Source organism: Achromobacter sp. HZ01 (assembly GCF_003267925.1).
Classification (GTDB): domain Bacteria; phylum Pseudomonadota; class Gammaproteobacteria; order Burkholderiales; family Burkholderiaceae_B; genus Achromobacter; species Achromobacter pulmonis_A.
Genome location: NZ_LWKV01000001.1, coordinates 1,732,272 through 1,754,967 on the forward strand (window position 1 = coordinate 1,732,272; position 22,696 = coordinate 1,754,967).

22 protein-coding genes are annotated in these 22,696 nt (G+C 70.6%); 12 read left to right on the forward strand and 10 right to left on the reverse strand.

The window, feature by feature from the left end; translation table 11 throughout:
* The first annotated feature begins 3 nt into the window (after window positions 1-3).
* The 7 genes from ccmC to ccmI are packed head-to-tail and all read left to right on the forward strand — an operon-like array spanning window position 4 to window position 5,595.
* Window positions 4-771, forward strand: coding sequence for a heme ABC transporter permease CcmC (ccmC, locus tag A6B37_RS08065; RefSeq protein ID WP_111825415.1), 768 nt, complete (start codon window positions 4-6; stop codon window positions 769-771).
* Entirely contained in the window at window positions 768-932 is a 165-nt protein-coding gene (gene ccmD, locus A6B37_RS08070; protein WP_102771509.1) for a heme exporter protein CcmD, read from the forward strand. The genes ccmC and ccmD overlap by 4 nt, the downstream gene beginning before the upstream one ends.
* The gene (gene ccmE / locus A6B37_RS08075; protein WP_102771510.1) at window positions 929-1,384 is read left to right on the forward strand and encodes a cytochrome c maturation protein CcmE; all 456 of its coding nucleotides are present in this window, start codon (window positions 929-931) and stop codon (window positions 1,382-1,384) included. Before ccmD ends, ccmE begins: the two co-directional genes overlap by 4 nt.
* Entirely contained in the window at window positions 1,381-3,378 is a 1,998-nt protein-coding gene (locus A6B37_RS08080) for a heme lyase CcmF/NrfE family subunit (RefSeq protein ID WP_111825416.1), read from the forward strand. The genes ccmE and A6B37_RS08080 overlap by 4 nt, the downstream gene beginning before the upstream one ends.
* Window positions 3,378-3,899, forward strand: coding sequence for a DsbE family thiol:disulfide interchange protein (locus A6B37_RS08085; RefSeq protein ID WP_111825417.1), 522 nt, complete (start codon window positions 3,378-3,380; stop codon window positions 3,897-3,899). Before A6B37_RS08080 ends, A6B37_RS08085 begins: the two co-directional genes overlap by 1 nt.
* Window positions 3,896-4,360: a cytochrome c-type biogenesis protein gene (locus A6B37_RS08090; RefSeq protein ID WP_111825418.1), complete on the forward strand. Its 465-nt coding sequence runs from the start codon at window positions 3,896-3,898 to the stop codon at window positions 4,358-4,360. Before A6B37_RS08085 ends, A6B37_RS08090 begins: the two co-directional genes overlap by 4 nt.
* Window positions 4,357-5,595, forward strand: coding sequence for a c-type cytochrome biogenesis protein CcmI (gene ccmI, locus A6B37_RS08095; RefSeq protein WP_111825419.1), 1,239 nt, complete (start codon window positions 4,357-4,359; stop codon window positions 5,593-5,595). Before A6B37_RS08090 ends, ccmI begins: the two co-directional genes overlap by 4 nt.
* A 2-nt stretch (window positions 5,596-5,597) precedes the next feature.
* Here the strand turns inward: ccmI and A6B37_RS08100 are convergent, their stop codons facing one another.
* From A6B37_RS08100 to A6B37_RS08115, 4 genes are all read right to left on the reverse strand, one after another.
* Window positions 5,598-8,786, reverse strand: coding sequence for a tetrathionate reductase subunit A (locus A6B37_RS08100; RefSeq protein WP_111825420.1), 3,189 nt, complete (start codon window positions 8,784-8,786; stop codon window positions 5,598-5,600).
* A 24-nt stretch (window positions 8,787-8,810) separates the two neighbouring features.
* Window positions 8,811-9,848 (reverse strand): NrfD/PsrC family molybdoenzyme membrane anchor subunit, encoded by a 1,038-nt coding sequence (gene nrfD, locus A6B37_RS08105; protein ID WP_111825421.1) that lies wholly within the window; start codon window positions 9,846-9,848, stop codon window positions 8,811-8,813.
* A gap of 11 nt (window positions 9,849-9,859) precedes the next feature.
* The gene (gene dsrO, locus A6B37_RS08110; protein WP_102771517.1) at window positions 9,860-10,627 is read right to left on the reverse strand and encodes a sulfate reduction electron transfer complex DsrMKJOP subunit DsrO; all 768 of its coding nucleotides are present in this window, start codon (window positions 10,625-10,627) and stop codon (window positions 9,860-9,862) included.
* A gap of 124 nt (window positions 10,628-10,751) precedes the next feature.
* Complete coding sequence (locus A6B37_RS08115; RefSeq protein ID WP_102771859.1) at window positions 10,752-11,291, reverse strand: DNA-deoxyinosine glycosylase; 540 nt, start codon at window positions 11,289-11,291, stop codon at window positions 10,752-10,754.
* Between the two features lie 156 nt (window positions 11,292-11,447).
* Here A6B37_RS08115 and A6B37_RS08120 point away from each other — a divergent pair, with 156 nt between their 5' ends.
* Entirely contained in the window at window positions 11,448-12,311 is an 864-nt protein-coding gene (locus A6B37_RS08120) for a pirin family protein (protein WP_102771518.1), read from the forward strand.
* 57 nt (window positions 12,312-12,368) lie between these two features.
* On the opposite strand, the gene A6B37_RS08125 is transcribed toward A6B37_RS08120, so the two are convergent.
* Genes A6B37_RS08125 through A6B37_RS08135 form a run of 3 tightly spaced genes read right to left on the reverse strand, consistent with a single transcriptional unit; the run spans window position 12,369 to window position 16,292 of the window.
* Window positions 12,369-13,361 (reverse strand): tripartite tricarboxylate transporter substrate binding protein, encoded by a 993-nt coding sequence (locus tag A6B37_RS08125; RefSeq protein ID WP_111825422.1) that lies wholly within the window; start codon window positions 13,359-13,361, stop codon window positions 12,369-12,371.
* Between the two features lie 34 nt (window positions 13,362-13,395).
* Window positions 13,396-15,504, reverse strand: coding sequence for an acetate--CoA ligase family protein (locus A6B37_RS08130; RefSeq protein ID WP_111825423.1), 2,109 nt, complete (start codon window positions 15,502-15,504; stop codon window positions 13,396-13,398).
* Window positions 15,501-16,292 (reverse strand): enoyl-CoA hydratase/isomerase family protein, encoded by a 792-nt coding sequence (locus A6B37_RS08135; protein WP_102771521.1) that lies wholly within the window; start codon window positions 16,290-16,292, stop codon window positions 15,501-15,503. Before A6B37_RS08135 ends, A6B37_RS08130 begins: the two co-directional genes overlap by 4 nt.
* Before the next feature lie 124 nt (window positions 16,293-16,416).
* Here A6B37_RS08135 and A6B37_RS08140 point away from each other — a divergent pair, with 124 nt between their 5' ends.
* Window positions 16,417-17,235 carry a helix-turn-helix domain-containing protein gene (locus tag A6B37_RS08140; protein ID WP_111825424.1) on the forward strand — a complete coding sequence of 273 codons (819 nt, stop codon included), beginning with the start codon at window positions 16,417-16,419 and terminating at the stop codon, window positions 17,233-17,235.
* 33 nt (window positions 17,236-17,268) lie between these two features.
* On the opposite strand, the gene A6B37_RS08145 is transcribed toward A6B37_RS08140, so the two are convergent.
* Complete coding sequence (locus tag A6B37_RS08145) at window positions 17,269-18,162, reverse strand: LysR family transcriptional regulator (protein WP_111825425.1); 894 nt, start codon at window positions 18,160-18,162, stop codon at window positions 17,269-17,271.
* Between the two features lie 121 nt (window positions 18,163-18,283).
* On the opposite strand from A6B37_RS08145, the gene A6B37_RS08150 reads away from it, so the two are divergent.
* From A6B37_RS08150 to A6B37_RS08160, 3 genes are read left to right on the forward strand one after another with little or no spacing between them, the layout of a single operon-like run.
* The gene (locus A6B37_RS08150) at window positions 18,284-19,192 is read left to right on the forward strand and encodes an NAD(P)-dependent oxidoreductase (protein ID WP_111825426.1); all 909 of its coding nucleotides are present in this window, start codon (window positions 18,284-18,286) and stop codon (window positions 19,190-19,192) included.
* A gap of 42 nt (window positions 19,193-19,234) precedes the next feature.
* Window positions 19,235-20,203, forward strand: coding sequence for a tripartite tricarboxylate transporter substrate binding protein (locus A6B37_RS08155; protein WP_246842398.1), 969 nt, complete (start codon window positions 19,235-19,237; stop codon window positions 20,201-20,203).
* 32 nt (window positions 20,204-20,235) lie between these two features.
* On the forward strand, window positions 20,236-20,817 hold the full coding sequence (locus tag A6B37_RS08160; protein ID WP_111825427.1) for an amino acid synthesis family protein: 582 nt from the start codon (window positions 20,236-20,238) through the stop codon (window positions 20,815-20,817).
* A 36-nt stretch (window positions 20,818-20,853) separates the two neighbouring features.
* Here A6B37_RS08160 and A6B37_RS08165 read toward each other — a convergent pair whose 3' ends face one another.
* Both A6B37_RS08165 and A6B37_RS08170 read right to left on the reverse strand, forming a co-directional pair.
* Complete coding sequence (locus tag A6B37_RS08165) at window positions 20,854-21,804, reverse strand: tripartite tricarboxylate transporter substrate binding protein (RefSeq protein ID WP_111825428.1); 951 nt, start codon at window positions 21,802-21,804, stop codon at window positions 20,854-20,856.
* A gap of 131 nt (window positions 21,805-21,935) precedes the next feature.
* Complete coding sequence (locus A6B37_RS08170; RefSeq protein ID WP_102771527.1) at window positions 21,936-22,625, reverse strand: FadR/GntR family transcriptional regulator; 690 nt, start codon at window positions 22,623-22,625, stop codon at window positions 21,936-21,938.
* Window positions 22,626-22,696 lie beyond the last annotated feature (71 nt).

Genomic DNA, 22,696 nt, shown 5'->3' on the forward strand with positions numbered 1-22,696 from the left:
GCCATGCAGAATCCGCCCCTCAACTCATATCCCGCCGCCGGCGCGTCCTGGCTGCGCTACGCCTCGCCGGCGCTGTTCTACCCGCTGGCCGGGCGGCTGATTCCGTGGCTGGCGCTGGCCGCGGCGCTGCTGGGCGGCGCCGGGCTGGTCGTGGGCCTGGCCGTGGCCCCCACCGACAGCCAGCAGGGCGAGGTCTACCGCATCCTGTTCATCCACGTGGCGGCGGCCTGGATGTCCATGTTCCTGTACCTGGTGATGGCGCTGTACGCGGCGCTGGGCCTGGTCTTCAACACCCGCCTGTCGTTCATGATGATGCGGGCGCTGGCGCCCACCGGCGCGCTCTTCACCTTCCTGACGCTGTGGACCGGCGCGCTGTGGGGCAAGCCGACCTGGGGCACGTGGTGGGTCTGGGACGCGCGCCTTACGTCCGAGCTGATCCTGCTGTTCCTGTACCTGGGCTTCATGGCGCTGCAGGCCGCCTGCGACGACGCCCAGCGCGCCGACCGCGGCGGCGCCATCCTGCTGCTGGCCGGCGTGATCAACGTGCCCATCATCTATTTCTCGGTGCGCTGGTGGAACACCCTGCACCAGGGCGCTTCCATCAACCTGACCGCCGCGCCCAGCATGGCCGGCATCATGGTCACCGCGATGCTGCTGATGGTGGCCGCGTTCTGGCTCTACAGCGCGGCGGCCGGGCTGGCGCGCGTGCGCGGCATCATCGCCAAGCGCGAGCCGGCCGCCATCGGGCGCGCCGCGCGGGAGGCGCGATGAGCTGGGACGCGCTGTTCTCGATGCAGGGCCACGGCCCTTACCTGCTGGGCGCCTACGGCGTGACGCTGGCGCTGATCGGCGTCGAAGCGTTCGTGCTGTGGCGCCGCGCCCGCGCCCGGCGCGCGGCGCGGCAGGCGCAACCCGGCGGAGGCCGCCCATGAGCCCGCGCAAGCGCCGCGCCCTGGCGATCGCCGGCGGCCTGGGGCTGCTGGCCCTGGCCGCCGCGCTGGTGCTCAATGCGCTGCAATCGAACCTGGTGTTCTTCTTCAGCCCGACCCAGGTGGTGGCCAGGGAAGCGCCGGCCAGCGGCAGCTTCCGCGTGGGCGGCCTGGTCGAACAGGGGTCGCTGCGGCGCGAGGCCGATGGCCTGACGCTGAGCTTCGTGGTGACGGACACCGCGCACACCGTGCCGGTGAGCTACCAGGGGCTGCTGCCGGACCTGTTCCGCGAGGGCAAGGGCGTGGTGGTGGCCGGCAAGCTCGGCGCCGACGGCGTGTTCCGCGCCACCGAGGTGCTGGCCAAGCACGACGAGAACTACATGCCGCCCGAAGCGGCCGACGCCATCAAGCGCGCCGGCGCCGCGCCCGCCCATCTGATGCGGGAGGCGCAATGATTCCGGAGATCGGCCTGTTCAGCCTGATCCTGGCGCTGCTGGCGGCGCTGGCCCAGGGCATACTGCCGCTGGTGGGCGCGGCCACCGGCTGGCAGGCCGGGCTGCGGGTGGCGCGGCCGGCCGCCGTCGGGCAGTTCGGCCTGACCACGGTGGCCTTCTGCTGCCTGGCCTGGGCCTTCGTGGACAACGATTTCTCGGTGCTGTACGTGGCCGCCAATTCCCATGCCGACCTGCCCGCCGGCTACCGGTTCGCGGCGGTATGGGGCGGGCACGAGGGATCGCTGCTGCTGTGGCTGTACCTGCTGACCGCCTGGACGCTGGCGGTGGCCATGTGCAGCCGCCGGCTGCCGCTGCCTTTCGTGGGACGGGTGCTGGCCGTGATGGGCTGGATCAGCGTGGGCTTTCTGCTGTTCCTGCTGTTCCTGTCCAATCCGTTCGAACGCCTGATGCCGCCGGCCATGGCCGGGCGCGATCTGAATCCGCTGCTGCAGGACCCGGGCATGATCGTGCATCCGCCCATGCTGTACATGGGCTATGTCGGCTTTTCCGTGGCCTTCGCCTTCGCCATCGCGGCGCTGCTGTCCGGCGAGCTGGACGCGATGTGGGCGCGCTGGGTGCGGCCGTGGACGCTGGCGGCCTGGACCTTCCTGACCGTAGGCATTCTGCTGGGCAGCGCCTGGGCCTACTACGTGCTGGGCTGGGGCGGCTGGTGGTTCTGGGACCCGGTGGAAAACGCCTCGTTCATGCCCTGGCTGGCCGGCACTGCCCTGATCCATTCGCTGATCGTGACCGAGCGCCGCGGCGCCTTCCGCAGCTGGACGGTGCTGCTGGCCATCTGCGCCTTCTCGCTCAGCATCCTAGGCACCTTCCTGGTGCGCTCGGGCGTGCTGACCTCGGTTCACGCCTTCGCGGTCGACCCGGGCCGCGGCCTGTACATACTCGGGTTCATGACCCTGATCGTGGGCGGCTCGCTGACGCTGTATGCCTGGCGCGCGCCCACGGTGGGCCTGGGCGGCGGCTTCGCCCTGCTGTCGCGGGAATCGCTGCTGCTGTCGAACAACGTGGTGCTGACGGTGGCGGCCGGCTCGGTGCTGCTGGGCACGCTGTATCCGGTGGTGCTGGACGTGCTGGAGTGGGGCAAGATCTCCATCGGCCCGCCCTACTTCGAGGCCGTGTTCGTGCCGCTGATGACGCCGGCCATCTTCCTCATGGGCGTGGGGCCGGTGGCGCGCTGGAAGCAGGCGGAACTGCCGGACCTGCGCCGGCGCCTGCGCGCGGCCTTCGCCGTCAGCGTGGCCACCGCCGTGCTGCTACCGCTGGCCATGCCCGGCCCGGCGCGGCTGGGCTCGCCCATGGTGATACTGGGGCTGTGGCTGGCGGCATGGTCGGTGGCCAGCGCCGCCGCCCATGCCTGGCAGCGCCTGACCGACGGCGACGGCCACTGGCTGCGCCGCCTGGGCCGCCAGCCGCGCGCCTGGTATGGCATGCTGCTGGCCCACGCCGGCGTGGGCATATTCATCGCCGGCGTCACGCTGGCCAACGGCTACGAGGTCAAGCAGGAACTGCGGCTGGCGCTGGGCGAGACGCGCGAGGCCGGCGGCTACCGCTTCACCTTCGCCGGCCTGGGGCCGGCCGCCGGCCCCAACTACAGCGCGCAGCGCGCGGTCTTCACGGTGACGCGCGACGGCAGGCCGGTGACCACGCTCTATCCGGAAAAGCGTCTCTACACCGTGCAGGACATGGCGCTCAGCCAGGCCGACATCGACAGCGGCTTTACCCGCGACCTGTTCGTGGCGCTGGGCGAACCGGTGGGCGATCAGGCCTGGACGGTGCGCCTGCAGGTCAAGCCTTTCATGACCTGGATCTGGTCGGGCTGCATCCTGATGGCGCTGGGCGGGCTGCTGGCGGCCGGCGACAAGCGCTACCGCCGCGCGCTGGAGGCGCAGGCGCGCATGCCCGCGCCGGTGGCCGCGCCCACCCGGGAGGGCGCCTGATGCTGCGTTACCTGCTGCCGCTGGCCGCTTTCCTGGCGATGGCCGTGTTCCTGGCGATGGGGCTGTCGCGCGATCCGCGCGCGGTGCCCTCGGTCCTGATAGACAAGCCGGCCCCGGCCATCGGCCTGCCGGTGCTGCTGGCGCCGGACCGGAAACTGGACGAGCAGGCGCTGCGCGGGCAGGTCTGGCTGCTGAACGTGTGGGCGTCGTGGTGCGGCCCCTGCCGCGACGAACTGCCGGTGCTGCGCGAGGTCTCGCAGCGCCACGGCATCCCCCTGTACGGCCTGAACTACAAGGACAAGCCGGACGACGCCATCGCCTGGCTGGCGCGCAACGGCAACCCGTACATCGCCTCGGCCAGCGACGCCGACGGCCGCATCGGCATCGAGTACGGCGTGTACGGCGTGCCGGAGACTTTCGTGATCGACAAGCAAGGACGCATCCGCTACAGGCAGCTCGGCCTCATCACGCCCGAGATCTGGAGCGCCCGCATGCTGCCCGTGATCGAGGCGCTGCAATGAAGGCGGCGGCCATGCTCGCGGCGCTGGCGCTGGTCCTGGCGCAGGCGCAGGCCCAGGTCCAGGCCCCGGCGGCGGCCGCGCCGGCGCTGTCGGCCGAACAGGAGCAGCGCGCCGACAAGCTGGCGCACGGCCTGCGCTGCCTGGTGTGCCAGAACCAGACCCTGGCCGAATCCAACGCGCCGCTGGCGCAGGACATGCGCGACCTGATCCGCGGCCAGCTGGCCGCCGGCAGGACCGATGCGCAGATCATGCGTTTCTTCGAGGAGCGCTACGGCGACTTCGTGCGCTACGACCCGCCGTTCAAGCCGATCACCTGGCTGTTGTGGCTGGGCCCGTTCGCGCTGCTGGCGCTGGGCTTCGCCGTGCTGCTGCGCACGCTCAGGCGCCGCGCCGGCGCGCGCGCGCCGCTGACCGCCGACGAGCGCGAACGCGCCGCCCGTTTCCTGGACACCGGCTCATGACCGCGCTCTGGATTGCCGTGCTCGTGCTGCTGCTGGCGACCCTGCTCTGCCTGATCCCGCCGCTGCTGCGCCGCGCGCCGGCGGCGCAGGCCGCCGAGGCCAGTGTGCGCGCCTTTTACCTGGCGCAGCGCGAGCAGCTGGAGCGCGACCTGAAGAACGGCAGCCTCAGCCCCGAGGCCCGGGCCCGCGCCGAAGAGGAACTGCAGCGCGACCTGCTGCAGGACCTGGCGCTGCGCCGCAGCCGCGCCGCGCCGTGGGCCGGCCAGCGCGCCGGCGTGGCCGCCGCCTGCCTGCTGAGCGTGCTGATTCCGGTGGCGGCGGTGCTGCTCTACGGCCAGCTGGGCAATCCGCGCGCGGCGGCCAGCGCGGCCGCGGTCGTGGCCGCCGCCGAGCCGCACGCGGGCGCCTCCAACGACGATATGGCGATGGCGATCAACGCGCTGGCCCGGCGCCTGCGGTCCGCCCCCGACGACCCCGACGGCTGGTATGTGCTGGCGCGCTCTTACGAAACCCTGGGACGCTACAGCGACGCGGTGGCCGCCTACCGGCAGGTGCTGCGCCTGGCGCCGGACCAGCCGGCGGTACTGGCCGACCTGGCCGACGCGCTGCTGTCGGCCAACCAGGGCGCGCCCGACGCGGAATCGATCGCCGCCGTCGCGCAGGCCCTGGCGGCCCAGCCCGACCAGCCCAAGGCCCTGGCCTTGGCCGGCATGATGGCGCTGCGCCGCGGCGACGCGGCCGAGGCGCTGGCGCACTGGGAGCGCCTGCAGGCGCGGCTGCCGCCCGACTCGGAAGCGGCGCGCCAGATCCAATCGAACATCGCGCAGGCGCGCGCCATGGCGACGGGTTCGCCGCCGCCGGCCGCGGCCACCGCGGCCAAGGCCACTGCCACGGCCCGCATCAGCGGACGCGCCCGCATCGCCGATGCGCTGCGCGCGCAGGTCCAGCCCACCGATACCGTATTCATCCTGGCGCGGCCGGAGGACGGCCCGCGCATGCCGCTGGCGATCCTGCAGATGCAGGTCTCCGACCTGCCGCGCGATTTCGTGCTCGACGACAGCAGCGCGATGTCGCCGCAGGCGACCCTGTCGGGCGCCAGCAAGGTGCGCGTGGAGATCCGGGTAAGCCGCGCGGGCGCGGCGGCCGCCCGGCCCGGAGACCTGGGCGGCGCGCTGGCCGGCGTGGCCGTGCCCAGCGACGGCGTCGACCTGGTGGCCGATACCATCGTGCGCTAGCGTCAGGCGCGCTCGATGCGGGCCGGCAGGCCCTGGCGCACCGCCGCGCCCGAAACCCAGTCGATCCAGACGTTGGCGTGCGCGCCGCGCGTGGCGTCGCCGAAGCCCAGGTCGTTCAGGTTCACGCCCGCGCTCAGCGCCGGATCGTGCGGCATGGGCTTGCCGTCCACGATATGCGCGCGCACGCCCAGCTCGGTATGGCCGTAGCCGTGCTCGATGCCGACCGCGCCCGGCTGGATGCCGTCGCGCAGCAGCGCCAGCCCGGTGACCGCGCCGCCCGGCGTCACGATGCGCACCGGATCGCCGTTGCGCAGGCCCAGGCGCTCGCCGTCCTGGCGGTTGATCGACACCGGGTTGTGCGGATGCACCTGGCGCAGGCGGCTCACGCCGATGGACATGGAGCTCATCAGGTTGGACTTGAACGAGCTGAGCAGGAACGGCCATTCCTGCCTGCCGTATTCGGCGCGCATGTCGCGGCCGTCGGCCAGGCGCGTCGGATACCAGGTCGGACAGCCGCTGTAGCGCTCGCCGGTGAGCGAATGGCGAAAGCCCGCCAGCTCCTCGCTCCAGACCGTCAGCGGCTTGGCATAGGCCGCGCGCAGGCGGCGCGCGGCGCCCTCGCCGACCCAGGCGTCCTCCATCTTGTCGAAGCGGCCGCCGCGGCTCATCAGCATCGCGACCTGGCGCCACTCGCCCGGCTTGAGCTTTTGCTGCAGCAGGTCCTTGTAGCGGTCCACGCCGGTCAGCGCCATGTCTTCGTCGCTGGCCTCGGGCACCGGGCGGCCCGCGGCGAACGCGATATTGGCCATGCCGCGCAGGAAGAAGTCCTCGGGCGTGTCCAGCGCATACTTGCCGCCCTCCTTGTCCGAGATCGCGCCGGCGCCGAAGCCCGGCATGTCCAGCCGCTTGGCGCAGGCGATCAGGAAGGTCTCCAGGCACACCGGCTCGCCGCCGGCCGTACGCGCCACGCGCGGCTGCACGGCCGGCCAGCGCACGGTGGAGGCCTTGGCCACCACGTCGGCCCACGGCGCCGACACGCCCCAGCTTTCGTAGGTCACGGTGTCGGGCACGATGTAGTCGGCCAGCGCGTTGGTTTCGTTGATGAAGGGATTGATCGACACCGACAGCGGCAGCAGGCGCGGGTCTTTCAGCTTGTCGGCCACGACGTTGCGGAAGCCGGCGACGCCGTAGACCGGGTTGCCCATGTGGTTGAACCAGACCTTGGCGCGGTACGGATAGCCCGCCAGCGCGGAGGCCAGCATCTCGGAGCTGAGCCCGCCAGTGGCCGGATACCAGGGCGCTTCGGCTGGATAGACGGGCTGGCCGGCGGCCTGCTTGCGCTTGAATTCGCTGGACTTCTCGTACGGGAAGCGGTTGCGCGACAGCGGCACGCCCTTGGGCGCGGCGCGGTTGGCGAAGCCGGCGATGTTGTAGCGCGGCCCCGGGCCGTAGGGCGGGAACGGGCCGCCGTCCAGCAGCAGGCCGCCCTCCACGTTCAGGTTGCCCACCAGCGTGTTGAGCATGGCGATGGCGTACGCGGTATAGAAGCCCGCGCCGCTCATGGTGCCGCCGTGCGCGTCGGCCACGGCCTGCTTGCCGTGGCTGGTGAAGCGCTCGGCCAGCGAGGTGATCTTCGCGGCCGGCACGCCGCTCAGTTCGGCGTATTCGTCCAGCGTCTTGCGGCGCGCTTCCTCGCGCAGCAGCGACAGCGAGGAGCGCACGCGCAGCGACTGCGGCGCGCCCTGCATGCCGGGCGCGGCCACGGCCTGGTCCACGAACAGCGCGGCCGGCACGGCCGAGGTGTGCGGCGCCAGCGTGCCGTCTTCCAGGCGCACCACGTACACGTCTTCCCACTTCTCGTCGGCGTCCGCCGGACGCGGCCAGCCCAGGTCGGCGCCGCGCAGGAAACTGCCCTGGCGCGGATGGCCTGCTTCGGCCACGACCAGGTGGGTGGCGTTGGTCCAGGCCGCCTCGCCGGCGGCCTGCATGGCGGCCGGGCCGGGCTGCGACAGCATGCGGGCGTCGAAGCGTTCGTGCTCCAGCATCCAGCGGATCATGCCCATCACCAGCGCCAGGTCGCCGGCCGGGTTGACCGGCAGCCACTCGTTGCCCGTTCCGGCCGACAGGCTGGAGGACGCGGGCAGCATGGGCGAGACGACCACATACGAGAAGCCGCTTTCTTCCGGACGCACGCGGGCCTCGGCCAGCTGGCGCGCCTGGCGCTGGAACGGGTTGCCGGCCTGCGCCGGCGAGGTGCCGATGAACAGGCCGAAGCGGGCGTGGTCCCAGTCCGGCTTGCCATGCGGCATGCCCTTCAGGTCGCCGAGCGCGGCGCCCGCGCCCACGCGGAAGCTCTGGCCGCAGTACGAGCCGTGATTGCTGACGTTGACCGTGCCGAACGATTGCGCGGCGAAGCGCTGGATCAGCGGCGTGCGGCCTTCGTTGCCGGCATCGGTGAACAGGAGCTGGTTGACCTTGGCGCCGTATTCCGGGTTCTGCGGATCCAGCGGCGTCTCGCGGTCGTAGATGGCGCGCAGCCCGTCCACATGGCCTTCGCCGAACAGGTCGCCGCCTTCGCAGACCTCCTGCACCAGCTGCTCGAAGGAGATGGTCTGCCACTTGCCCGCGCCGCGCGGGCCGACCCGCTTGAGCGGCTGCAGCACGCGGTAGGGGCTTTCCAGCTGCTCCAGCATGGACGAGCCGCGCGCGCAGGAAGTGGCCCGCCCTTCCAGTCCGTTGTCGCCGCCCAGCTGCGCGTAGACGTCGCGCACCGGCGTCTCCATCGCGGCCGGCTGGGTGGTGGCCAGCGGATGGTAGGGGTTGCCCGCCACCCGCATGATGCGGTTTTGCTCGGTGTCGACGCGCAGCCGCACGCCGCACTGGGTCCAGCAGCCCAGGCAGCTGGAAGGGCTGACGGTCTGGCCCGGCTGGGCGCTCAGCGCGCCGGTCAGCGGGTCGATGCGGAACTCCGGGGTCAGCGAATTGCCGCGCACGGCGTGCGCCGTGGGCGCGCCGGCCGTGCCCTGCGCCAGTCCCTTGACCGCGCGCGCCACGGTTTCGCCGTAGCCGGCCGCGAAGGCCGCCATGCCGCCGGCGACCAGGCCGCCGCGCACCATCAGTTTGCGCCGCGCTTCGTCGCGCGGCTGCTCCGGCGCTGCGCCAGGCTTGCCGTCTTTGTGTTGCTTGTCCATTGCTTCGTCTTCCAGGTTCTTGCGTCAGGCCGATGCCGTGCCCGGCTTGCGCGCCGGGAACAGTTCCAGGGCCCAGGTCACGGCGGCGACCAGCGCCACGCACAGGCCCAGCACGCCCACCATGCCGAGCAGGCCATCGCTGCCCCAGGGCATGTCGTACAGATAGAGGCCGGCGCCATACTTCGGCACGCCCTGCACGCTCATGAACACGACCCAGCGGAATATCCAGGCGGCGGCCAGCATGGTCAGCGCCAGCGCGGCCGAGGGCAGCGGCTCGGCCAGCGTTCGGGCCGGGCGCTGCAGCAGCGCGATGATGCAGAAGGCCGTGATCACGGCGCCCGCCAGGCTGATGCGCCAGATGGGGAATTGCGCGAACAGGCGCAGGGCCGCGTCGAACGACGGGTCCAGCCCCAGCAGGCCCAGCAGCGCCCAGGCGCCGGCGCCCAGCGCCATCATCACCACGGCGGTCACGCTCAGGCGGCGCAGCATGTCCACCGGCAAGGCGCGCATGCCGCCGGGCAGCCAGCGGCCCATCAGGAACATGGCGCCCAGCGCGCCCAGCCAGGCGGTCAGCGCGAAGTTCACGGGCAGGAACACCGTGTGCCACAGCGGCCGCGAACGCAGCACCATGACTTCGGCGCCGGTATAGACCAGGATGGACAGCGCCGACAGCGCCAGCAGCACGGCCGTCGCGCGCAGCACGCCGACGCGGCCCCACCACCAGGCCGCGCTGAACAGCAGCGCCAGGCCCACGAAGGCCGGCAGCAGCAGCGCGCCCAGCCACATCCACGACCAGAGCGTGAGCTGGGTATAGAAATGCCAGAAGCGGCCCGGCTGGTGCAGGTCGGCCAGCAGCGACACGGGCGCGGCGGTGGCGCTGACCAGCAGCACCGCCACCGCCGCCGGCAGCAGACGGCGCGCGGAAGACCCCTCGCGCCCGAAGGCCGAGAAGGCGGCGGTCAGCGCCGTGGTGGCGCTGATGCCGATGAGGAAGAAGTACTGCACCGCCCAGGGCAGCCAGGCGGCGTCGTAGACCGGCGTGAGCAATTCGGAGATCTGCATGGATATCCCCTTCAATGGGCGCCGGCCAGCCGCACGCCGGCCTGGCCGTCGACCTGGTGGACGAACGCATCGGGCAGGCCGATGTAATAGACGTGGGGATCGGTCTTCATCTCGGGCTTGAGCACCTTGACCTCGTCCTTGTGCTCGGCCAGCAGCCGCGAAATCGCGCTATCCGGATCGTTCAGGTCGCCGATCACGCGGGCGCCGCCCACGCAGCTTTCCACGCAGGCCGGCAGCAGGCCGGCCTCCAGCCGGTGCTCGCAGAACGTGCACTTGTCCGCGGTCTGGGTTTCGTGGTTGATGAAGCGGGCGTCGTAAGGACAGGCCTGCACGCAATACGCGCAGCCGACGCAGCGCTCGTTGTCGACCAGCACGATGCCGTCCTCGCGCTGGAACGTGGCCTGCACCGGACAGACCGGCACGCAGGGCGGGTTGTCGCAGTGGTTGCACAGGCGCGGCAGCATCACCATCGCGGCCGGGCCGTCGTCGGGCTTGACCTCGTATTGCAGAACGGTGGTGCGGAACTGGCCGATGGGGGGCAGGTTCTCCATGGAACAGCTGACCGTACAGGATTGGCAGCCGATGCATTTGCGCATGTCCACCACCATGCCGTAGCGCTTGCCCGCCATGCCGGGGCGGCGCGGCGGCTGCCCGTTGAGGCCGGCGGCCTCGGCATGGATGGGAATGACGGTCGCCGCCGCCCCCAGCCCGAGTAGTCCTTTGAGGAAGCCACGTTTACCCGGCAAAGGCGTTTCCGGGGGGCTGGCGGGGGGATGCATACGGATTCTCCAAGCGCATAAGTGTTACGTGAATAAACTTATCACTCGGGGTTATATAGAGGCTTGATATGAATCAACGGGGGACGGATTAATCGCGAATCCGTCCCCAGAATGCCTCACCGGGTCAGTCCGCCGGCCTGAGCGCCCTGCTCCAGACGGCCAGTTTCTGCTCGAACGAGGCCGCGGCGTGGGCCGGGCTGGTCGAGGGCAGCGCGACGTATTCCAGCCCGGCGTCCAGACCCGGCAGGACGTGGCGCCGGTACAGCGCGGCGGCCTTGGCGCCGTTGAAGCAGACCCGCGCGATGCCCGGGTGCCGTTCCAGGAATGCGGCGAAATCGTTGGCCACCAGCGTATCGGCGCGGATGTCGGCGTCCAGGCTGCCCGGGCGTTCGCAGGCTTGCAGCACGTCCCATAAGGCGACCCCGCCCGCCTGCAGCGCGGCCAGCCGGGCCGCGTAGTCCAGCGCCGGATCGAAGCCGAAAACGCGGGCCGCGATGGGCCAGAAGGCGTTGCGCGGATGCGCGTAATAGCGGGCCTGCCTGAGCGAGGCCACGCCGGGCATGGAGCCCAGCACCAGGACGCGCGCATCGGCGCGCGCCACCGGCGCGAAGCCCTGCACCCGGTCGTCATGCCCTGCCCGGGCCGGATCTGTGGAACGTTGCATGGCCACAGAATACGCCAACGGCAAAATCCCGCGCCATCGTTCAGCTTATGGAACAGTGCTTATCAATGGCAGGGACTACCGCCAGCGGCCTTGCGCCCTTATCTTCATAGACATGACGAACGGCCCCGATGGGGCCGCGCAACAGGAAATACGACCATGAAGAAGATCCTCGGTTTGCATGCCAGCCCCCGTCCCCACTGGGTGGGCGACGGCTTCCCGGTGCGCTCTATGTTCTCCTATAGCGACAAGGGCAAGAACACCAGCCCGTTCCTGCTGCTGGATTACGCCGGCCCGGCCCGCTTCGAGCCGGCCGACCAGCCGCGCGGCGTGGGCCAGCATCCGCATCGCGGCTTCGAAACCGTGACCATCGTCTACAGCGGCGAAGTCGAGCACCGCGATTCCACCGGCAAGGGCGGCGTCATCGGCCCCGGCGACGTGCAATGGATGACCGCCGCCTCGGGCATTCTGCACGAGGAATTCCATTCCCATGAATTCACCCGCAAGGGCGGAGAACTGGAAATGGTGCAGCTGTGGGTCAACCTGCCGGCCAAGGACAAGAAGGCCCCGGCGGGCTACCAGAGCATCCTCGACGCCGACATCCCGGCGGTGGCGCTGCCGGACGGCGCGGGCACGCTGCGCGTGATCGCGGGCGACTACGCGGGCCACGCGGGGCCGGCGCGCACCTTCACGCCCATGGACGTGTGGGACGTGCGCATGAGCGCCGGCAAGTCGGCGACCTTCCCGATCGCCGCCGGCCGCAACAGCATGCTGGTGATGCTGCGCGGCACGGTGCTGGTCAACGGCGAAACCGTCGCCCGCGACGCGCAGCTGGCGCTGTTCTCGCAGGACGGCGAGGACATCAGCATCGAGGCCAACAACGATGCGGTGTTCCTGATCCTGAGCGGCGAGCCCATCGACGAGCCGGTGGTCGGCTACGGCCCCTTCGTGATGAACTCCCAGGCCGAGATCGTCGAGGCCATCCAGGACTTCAACGCCGGGCGTTACGGCCAGATGCATTGAAGCGGCGGGGCCGGCGGCGGCCGGCCCCGCAACGGGTTTTCCGCCGGGCCGGCGCGCCTAGGGCTGCTCGGCGATTCCCGCCTGCTCCACGATCCTGGTCCAGCGCGCTTCCTCCTGCTTCACGTACGCGTCCAGCTCCTCGGGCGTTCCGACCTGGGCGGCCAGTCCTTCCAATTCCAGCGCCGCCTGGAACGCCTGGTCCGTCGAGACCTTCTTGATCGCGGCGTTGAGGCGGTCGATGACGGGCCTGGGCGTGCCCTGGGGCACGAACACGCCATACCAGCTGTCGACGAAGTAGTCCGGCTCGCCGGACTCGGCCACGGTCGGCACGCCCGGATAGGCGGGCGAACGGTTCTTGGTCGTCACCGCCAGCGCGCGCAATTGCCGGTTCTTGACCTGGCCGCTGACGCTGGCCGAGGTCGAGAAGATCATGTCGATCTGGCCGCCGATCAGATCGTTGATGGCGGGTCCCGCCCCCTTGTACGGCACGTGCAGGATGTCGGCCCTGCCCAGGCTCTTGAACAGCTCGCCCGCCAGGTGCGCGGAGGTGCCGTTGCCATAAGAGCCGAACGTCAGCTTGCCCGGATTGGCGCGGGCATAGGCCAGGATGTCCTGCACGCTGTTGAAGCGGGACTTGGCGGACACGACCAGGACGTTGGGCGATTTGCCTATCATCGCCACCGCCGCGAAGGCCTGGTCTGTGTCGTAGGGCAGCTTTTTCTGCATGGCCGGATTCACGGCGTGGGCGAAGGTCGCCATCAGCATGGTGTAGCCGTCCGCCGGGCTTTTGGCCACGTTTTCGGTGCCGATGATGGTGCTGCCGCCGGGCCGGTTCTCGACGATGACGGACTGCCCCAGTTCATCGGTCAGTCCCTTGGCCAACTGGCGCGCGACGATGTCGGTGCCGCCGCCCGGCGTGAACGGCACCACGATGCGCAGCGGCCGTTCCGGAAAAGCGGCCTGCGCCGGCGCCGCCGCCAGAACGCCCGCCACCGCCGCCGCGGCGGCCAGGGCCCGGACGCATCGCGTCGATATGCTGCTGAAGTTCATTGTCGTCTCCTCGTGTTTTTTAACGCCCGTACGCTCAAGGCGCACGGGGATGGTCCAGCACCGCGACGCCGTCGGCCGCGCATACGCCCTGCCCCATGCGCCTGACGAACAGCGGATTGATCTCCGCCTCGGCCAGCCGGTCCTGCAATGCCTGCGCCATGCGGGCGAAGGCCAGCACGGCCTCGACCAGGGCCGGCACGTCGGCCCGTTCGCGGCCGCGATAGCCGTCCAGCAAGGGCCAGGTCTTCAGGCGCCGCAAGGCCGCCTCGACCTGCGCGGGCGTCAGCGCCGCGCCGTCTTCGGGCAGCAACAGCAGCGTGGTGTCGCGGATCAGTTCGGCGACGACGCCGCCCATGCCCAGCAGAATCGCCGCGCCCAGCGGGTCCTTGTGCAGCCCGACGATCACTTCGGCGGCCCCGGTCACCATCTCCTGGACCAGGAAGGCGTCGGGCCGGCGGCCCGTATGCCGCTGCACGTCATCGGCCATCCGCCGCAGGCGGGCCGCCACGTGTTCGGCCGGCACGCCGACCGCCACGCCGCCCACGTCGCTCTTGTGCGTGATCTCGCCGGACAGCAGCTTCAACACGACGCGGGGCCCGAGCTGCCGCACCGCCTCGGCGGCCTGTTCCTCGGTATGCACCACGATTTCCCGGACGCCCGGAATCCCGAAGCGGGCGAACAGCGCCTTGGCCTGGGCTTCGTCCAGCTGTCCCTGCCCGGGGCAGTCCACCGGCGCGCGCGGCGCCGGCGCGACGGCTTCGGCCTGCGCCGGCAGGCCGCGCGGGCGCGCCTGCCACATGGCCGACAAGGCGGCGCTGACGCTCTCGGGCGTATGGAAGGCCGGGATGCCGTAGCGGCCCAGCGTCTCGGCAGCCTGCGGCGCGTGCGGGCTGATGTAGGCCAGCAGCGGCTTGTCCGAAAGCGCCAGCGTGTCCTTCAGCGCGCCGGCCATCAGTTCGGGCCGGGCCACGCCGGACGAACCCACGATGACCACCATCGCGTCGTACTGGTCGCTCTCCAGCACGATGCGGATGGCGCCGCGCAGCAGTTCGGGCTGCAGGCCCGCCAACGTCACGTCGATGGGATTGCGGTCCAGCGCCGCATGGTCGCCGGTCTGCAGCGCCCGCAGGGCCGCGCCGCAGCGCGCATCGGGCGCGGGCAGCGCGAAGCCCGTCACGCCCAGACTGTCGGCCACCAGGGTGCCCGCCCCGCCGGTCGAGGTCAGGATGGCGACCCGCCGCCCGCCCAGCGGACGTCCGCTGGCCAGGGCCAGGGGAATGTCCAGCAGATCGGAAAACGTCTGCGCGCGGATGATGCCGGTTTCTTCGAACAGCGCGTCGTACATGGCGTCGGCGCCGGCCAGCGCGCCCGTGTGCGAGGCCGCGGCCTGCGCGCCCGAGTCGGAGCGGCCGATCTTGAACGCCACCACGGGCTTGCCCGCGCGGGCGGCCTTGCGCGCCGCCGTGCGGAACGTCCGGGGATTGCGGATGCTCTCGACATAGAGCGCGATCACGCGGGTCGCGGGGTCGTCGGCCAGCGCGTCGACGAAATCCGCCAGGTCCAGGTCGACCTCGTTGCTGGTGGAAATCAGCTTGGAAAACCCGATGCCGCGCGCCGTGGCCCGCGACAGCAGCGCGCCCAGGATGCCGCCGCTTTGCGACACCAGGCCGATGCCGCCGCTGACCAGGCCGTCCATCTCCAATGCGCCGCTGGCCGACAGCACGATGCGGTCGGTCAGGTTGACCAGGCCGATCGTGTTCGGCCCGAGTATGCGCATGGCGCCCGCCGCCTCGCGCAGCTCGCGCTGGCGGCGCGCGCCCGCCTCGCCGGTTTCCGAATAGCCGCTGGCCAGCACGATGGCCGCGCCCGCACCGATATCGGCCAGCTCGCGCACGGCCTGCTGCGTGCGATCGGCGCCCAGCAGCACGATGGCCACGTCCGGCGCCTGCGGCAGCGAACGCACGTCCGGATAGCAGGCCAGCCCGTCGATCTCGGACGCTTTGGGATTCACGGGGTAGATGGCTCCCTGGAAACCGTGCTTGCGCAGGTACGCCACCGGCCGGCCCGAGGTCTTGGCGGGATCGGCCGAAGCGCCCACCACCGCCACGCTGCGCGGACGCAGCAGTTTCTCCAGCGCGCTCATTTGGACTGCCTCGCGGCCAGGAACGCGGCCACCGACTCGCGGTGCTCGGCGCTGGTGTAGCAGATGCCCTGCGCCTGGCTGCCCATGGCGAAGACCTGGTCGGCCGTCAATTCGGAACTCTGGTCCAGGATGGACTTGCTCAATGCCAGCGCGGTGGCCGAGCCCCGCGCGAGTTCGGCGGCCCAGGCCTGGGCGGCGCCCAGCTCCTCGCCCGCGGGCGCGAGCCGGTCGGCGATGCCCAGCCGCAGCGCTTCGTCGGCCTGCACCTTGCGGCCGGAATAGATCAGTTCCTTGGCGCGCGCCAGGCCCACGCGGCGAGGCAGGAAATACATGCCGCCGCCGTCGGGAATCAGGCCGCGGGCGATGTAGCTCCAGGTGAAGGTCGCGGCTTCGGAAGCCACGATGAAATCGCAGCTCAGGGCCGTGTCCGCGCCCAGCCCGGCGGCCGCGCCATTGACCGCCGCGATCGTCGGCTTGGGCATGCGGAACAGCAGGTTGACCGCATGATGCACGCGCTGCTGCCGCGACCAGCCGTTGAACCCGACCTCGCCGGCGGGCGCCTCCATGCGGCGCTGCATCCCGGCTATGTCGCCGCCGGCGCAGAAGCCCTTGCCCGCGCCGGTCAGCACCAGCGCGCGGACGGCGCGGTCCTGCGCCACCGCCTCCAGCGCGTGTATCAGTTCGGCGCGCATGGCGTCGCTGATCGCGTTGCGCTTGTCCGGCCGGTTCAGCGTGAGCGTCGCCACGCCGTCCTGCGATTGAAGTCCGATGTATTCGTACCCGCCCATCTCCACGCTCCGTCTTAGGGGTCTGGCCGGCGCGCTCCGTTGCCGGACCCCGCGCTGGCTATGACGACACAGTAGGCGCTACAGTTGCCGAATACACGCAGCTATTTCCATAGAGTGGAATTGCATGAACGCTCGTCCCCTTACCGATTCTTCGCCCGCGGCGCGCCGGCGCTTCGATGGCGTCAGCCAGAACCGCTCGCTGGAGCGCGGCCTGGAAATCCTGCGGGCGTTCAAGCCCGGCACCGATCTGCTGGGCAACGGCGAGCTGGCCGAACGCACCGGACTGTCGGCCGCCACGGTCAGCCGGCTGACGCAGACGCTGGTCACCAGCGGCTTCCTGGCGCATGACCGCCGCGCCCGCGCCTACCGGCTGGCCGCCCCCGTACTCAGCCTGGGGCATGCGATGCGCGCGGCGTCTCCGGTGCTCAAGGCGGCCACGCCGCTGATGCGCGAGGCCTCGAACAAGCTGCGCGTGAACATCGGCCTGGCCAGCGCCGACCGCGCCGAGATGGTCTACCTGGAATCCATCCGCTACAACCGCAAGGCGTCGCTGCGCACCATCGTGGCCGGCCAGCGCGTGCCCATCGAGCTGACTTCGCTGGGACGGGCCTATCTGGCCACCCTGGACGAGGCCGCCCGCGACGCCTTGCTCGCCGGCATCATGCGCGGCTATCGCAGCGCGTCCTGGAAACCGGTCATCGCCGACATCGGGAAAGCCATCGCCAAGGTCGCCAGCGCCGGCTATTGCCTGGCCTCGTGGCAGCCGGGCGTCGTCGCCATGTCCACGCCGCTGGCGCTGCCGGCGGGCGCGACGCTGGCCTTGAACCTCAGCCTGATCACCGACGAAACCCAGGCCTGGGTCGAACGGCGGCACGGCCCGGCGCTGCTGGCCTTGAAGCGCAAGATCCTGCATGAACTGGAGGCGCAGGAACCGGGACGATGAACCGGCCCGCCATCGCCCGCGCGGGGCAGGACGCTAGAGCGAGGCGCGCGCGTGTTCCTTGATCAGGCGCACGAACCGCTGCACGTGCCGGCTGGGACGCTCGAAGCGCGAGCGCACCAGGCTCAGCGACAGCGGAATCGATTCGCGCAGCGGCCGCGTCACCACGCCGGGCCAGCCCTGCTCGCCGACCGAGAACTGGTCCACGATCGCCACGCCCGCGCCGGCCCGCACCAGGGCGCAGGCCAGTTCCGCGCGCACGATGTCCACCGCCGCGCTCCAGCTGACGTTGGCGCGCTGGAACGCGGCCGCCACCAGTTGCCCGAAGGGAATGTTGCGGCTGTAGAGGATCAGCCGGTATTGCGCCAGCTCCGCCAGGCCCACCGCCGGCTGCGAAGCCAGCGGATGGCCTTGCGGCAGGATGCAGACCATTTCGCCGGTGGCCAGGGGCTCGACCACCAGGTTGGGATGGTCGATGGGCAGCACCGACACCGCCAGCTCGGCCTTGCGCCCCAGCAGTTCGTGCGCCATGTCCGCCAGCAGCGTGGTGTGGAACTTGAGCCGGACGCCGGGATACAGCTCCAGGTATTGCGCGATCACAGGCGGCACGAAGTTCAGCGCCAGGCTGGGGCTGGAGCACAGCGTCAATGCGCCCTGCGGGCGCTCGGCCAGGTCGCGCGCCAGCTCGTCGACGCGCAGCGCTTCCTCGAATAGCGGCCCCACCTCCTGGAACAGGCGGTGGGCCTCGGGGGTGGGCGTGAGCTTGCCCTTGTCGCGCTCGAACAATTGCAGCCCCAGGCTCAGTTCGGTATGGGCGATGAGGCGGCTGACGGCCGGCTGCGACACGAACAGCAGCCTGGCCGCCCCGTTCATGGAGCCGGTCAGCATGACCGCGCGGAACACTTCCATCTGCCTGAGCTTGAAACGCATGATCCGATAATCGTTTGTTATATCCCCTGCCGAACTTAGCATAACCGGGAAATGCGGGCGTTCATTAGCATTCCAGGAAGCGCCTGGAGCACTTTCCAGGCTGGTTCGATAAAGGGAATGCATGACACTCAAGATAGGATTCGTCGGCCTGGGCATGATGGGCCTACCCATGCTGGAAAACCTGGCGCGCGGCGAAGAGAACTTCGAGATCCTGGCCCATGACCGCGACCCCGCGCGGCTGGAACGCCTGGCGCAGCATCCGGCCTGGAACAGGACGCTGCGGCCGGCCGCCGACCTGCGGGCGCTGGCCGCCTGCGACGTGGTCATCACCATGCTGCCGGACAGCGCCGTGACCAACGCCGTCATCGAGGGCGAGCACGGATTGGCCGGCGTGATGCGCGCCGGTTCGGTGCTGCTGGACATGGGTTCGTCCAACCCCGCCGAGACGCTGCGGCTCGCGCCGCTGCTGCGCGAGGCCGGCGTGACGCTGATCGACGCGCCGGTGTCGGGCGCGGTGGCCAAGGCCGCCAACGGCACGCTGGCCATCATGATAGGCGCCGACGCCGATGGCCTGGAGCGCGTGCGGCCGGTGCTCGCGCGCATGGGCGCCTCGCTCATCCACACCGGCAAGGTGGGCTCGGCCCACGCCATGAAGGCGCTCAACAACTACGTCTACGCGGCCGGCCTGCTGGCGGCCAGCGAAGCGCTGACGATCGCGCGCCGCATGGACCTGGACCTGGACGTGTTCACCGAAGTGCTCAACGCCTCCAGCGGCCGCAACGTGGCCACCGAGACCAAGCTGCGCCAGTTCATCGTGCCGGGCACGTACAACGGCGGCTTCGCGCTGGCGCTGATGGCCAAGGACCTGCGCACCGCCGACTCGCTGCAGGCGCTGGCCGGCGTTTCCGCCTCGCAGCTGTCGCTGTGCACGGCGCTGTGGCAGCGCGCCCTGGAGGCCATGCCGGCCGGCGTGGACAACACCGAGATCCATCGCTACCTGGAACGCCTGAACGCTTGCGCGCCGGACTGAACGCGCCGGCCCAAACCATAACGACATCCACAGGAGACAGACATGAAACCATCCGCCGCCGCGCTCGGGCTGGCGCTCGGCCTGGGCGCGGCCCTGCTGGCCGCCGCCGCGCACGCCGCCTATCCCGACCGCCCCATCCGCATGGTCGTGCCCTTTCCGCCCGGCAGCATCACCGACGTGGTGGCCCGCAGCCTGGGCAAGGCCATGGCCGACGACCTCGGCCAGCCCGTGGTGGTGGAGAACAAGCCCGGCGCCAACGGCATCATCGGCACGCACGACGTGGCCAAGGCCAAGCCCGACGGCTACACCCTGGTCGTGGTGGGCGTCTCCACCGCGGCCAGCGGCGTGAGCCTGTTCAAGGACCTGCCCTACGATCCGGCCGCCGACCTGGCTCCCATCGGCGCGGTGGCCGAGACCCCTTACCTGCTGGTGGGTTCGCCGCGCATGCCGGGCACCAAGGTGTCCGATCTGTACGCCTACGGCGCCCGGCATCCGGGCAAGCTGACCTATGCCTATGGCTCGGGCAGCGCGCAGGTGTTCGGCGCCAAGCTGGCGGCCATGGGCAACATCGACGTCACGCCGGTGCCGTACCGCGGCGGCCCCCAGGCGCTTACCGACGTCATCGGCGGCACCGTGGACCTGACCTTCACCGACCTGGCCAACGGCCTGCAGCAGGCGCGCGCCGGCAAGGTCAAGCCCTACGGCGTCAGCACGCCCGAGCGCTTCGCGCTGGCGCCGGACATCCCCACGCTGAACGAAACCGGCGCGCCCGGCTTCGACCTGACGGTGTGGTTCGGCCTCATGGGCCCGGCCGGCCTGCCCGCGCCGGTGCTCGACCGCCTGTCGCAATCGCTGGGCCAGGCGCTGGCCAACGAGGAACTGAAGCAGACCTACGCGCGCCAGGGCCTGACCGTCAAGCGGCAAAGCCCCGCCGAGTTCGGCGGCTTCGTGCGCGCCGAAATCGGCAAATGGGCCGCCATCGTCAAGGAAACCGGCATTCCGCCGCAATGACTCCGTCTTTCGACTTTTCCAGGAACACTTCCATGTCGCTGATCGATATCCGCAAACGCTGCCTCGTCGTCGAGACCACGCTCCATGAAAACGGCCCGCCGCCCGCGCAGCCGCTCAAGCTCGCCGCGTCCTGCGCCGTCATCCGCAATCCCTACGCCGGCCGCTACGAGCCGGACCTCATGCCCTTCATGGCCGAGCTGCGCAGCCTGGGCACGCTGCTGGCGACCGAACTGGTGGAGACGCTGGGCGGCAAGGACAGGATCGAGGTCTACAGCAAGGCCGCCATCGTGGGCCTGGACGGCGAAATGGAACACGGCGCGGTCTGGCACGAAGCCGGCGGCTGGGCCATGCGCAGCGTGCTGGACGAGCCCAAGGCCATGGTCCCGGCGGTCAAGGCCGTGGCCGTGGCCGGCTACCGCATGATGGTGCCGGTGCACTACATCCACGCCTCTTACGTGCGCAGCCATTTCAACAGCATCGAAATCGGCATCCAGGACGCGCCGCGCGCCAACGAGATCCTGTTCGCGCTGGTCATGGGCACGGGCGGACGCGTGCATTCGCGGCTGGGCGGGCTGACCAAAGAAGCCGTCAAGGTGCACGACGGCCAGCGTTGAAGCCGGCGGCCACGCCCGCGGGCGTGGCCGGCGCGCTTACTGCTGCGGCACCTTCGCCTTGACGACGATGCGCTTCCACAGCGCGATCTCGTTTTCCTGGAAGGTGCGCATCTGCTGCGGACCGCCCGTCATGGGCGTGGCGCCCAGGCGTTCGTAGAAGCGCCGGGTCTCGTCCATTTTCGAGATTTGGGTGAACAGCTCCGCCAGCTTGGCGGTCTGCCCGGGCGGCGTCTTGGCGCTGACCATCGCGCCCACCCAGGTGTAGGCCTCGAAGCCCGGCAGCCCCGCTTCGCTTGCGGTCGGCACGTCGGGCGAGGTCGACACGCGCTTGTCCGACGCGACGGCGACGGCCTTGACCCGTCCGTCCTTGGCCAGCTCCTGCACCGCCGTCACTTCGGCGAAGGTGTAGTCCACCGTGCCCGAGGCCACGGCGGTGATGGCGTCGGCCGCGCCCTTGAACGGCACGTGTACGGCCTGGATGCCGGCGCTGTCGTTGAGCAGCTCGCCCATCAACTGGTAGCCGGCCGAGCCGGCGCCGAAGTTCACCTTGCCCGTATTGGCCTTGGCGTAGGCGATCAAGCCTTTCAGGTCGCCATACGTCGCCTGCGGCTTGACGGCCAGCATGGCCGGCGAGCGCATCATCATGGTCAGCGGCGAGAAGTCGGCCACCGGATCGTAGGGCAGCTGCTTGAACAGCGCGGCGTTCACGGCCAGCGTGGAATTGCTGCCGATGAAGATGGTGTAGCCGTCGGCGGGCGCGGCCAGCACGTTCTTGACCGCGATGAAGCCGTTGGCCCCGGGGCGGTTCTCGACCACCACGGGCTGGCCGGTCAACTCCTGCAGCTGGCGAGCGAAATAGCGCGCCGAGGTGTCGGTTCCGCTGCCGGGACCGAACGGCACCACGAATTTCAGCGGACGGGAAGGAAAGGTCTCGGCGTGCGCCGCGGGCAGCGCGGCCAGCAGGCAGCCGCCGATGGCGGCCGCCATCAATTGTCTTCTGTAGGTTCGCACCTGTGTCTCCTGGTCTGGTCTAGTTCTGACCTGACTCTAGAGGGCCGGCGCGCTTCGTGTCCAATATTAAGAATTTGCCTGCTGATATCGACTGCGTATCAAGGGGTTCAAGCGCCGGGGATCGTCAGCGACAGCCCGGCGCGGTCGGCCACGTTGCAGATATGGGCCCGCATCGCGCGGCGCGCGGCCTCGGGCGAGCCGGTGGCCAGCGCCTGGATGATCTCGGCGTGTTCGCGTATCGGCTCGCGCACGCGGGCCGGGTCGGCGAAGGCGACCTGGCGGCTGCCGTCGACCACGTCGGCGATGCTTTCGGCCAGGTCCAGCAGCATGGGGCTGCCGGCGATCTCGAACAGGCAGGCATGGAAGGCATGGTCGCCCTCGGACATCGTGACCAGGTCGCCGGCGTCGGCGGCCTGCTCCATCTGCGCGATGGTGGCGTGCAGGCGGCCCAGCCCGGCCTGGGTGACCACGCTGGCGGCCAGCCCCGCGGCCAGTTCTTCGAGCTGGTTGCGCACCAGGTAGACGTCGCGCAGCGCGTAGCGCCCCTGGAAGCGCCAGCGCCCGTAGGCGCTGCCCAGGCCTTTTTCGCCGGGCCGGGCGATGAAGACGCCGCGGCCGGCTTCGCTGCGCAGCAGGCCCAGGCCTTCCAGCATGGTGATGGCCTCGCGCAGCGAGGCGCGGCTCACGGCCAGCGACTCGGCCAGCTGGCGCTGGCCCGGCAGCTTGCCGGCCGCCGCCCATTCGCCGGCGCGGATGCGGGCCTGCAGCTGCTGGGCTATGTGTTCAACGGTATTCATCGCGGCGTCCCTCGGTGCGCAGGCCGGCGCGTAGCGTCGTTGACAGCCCATACCTGCCTCGGCATTATGAC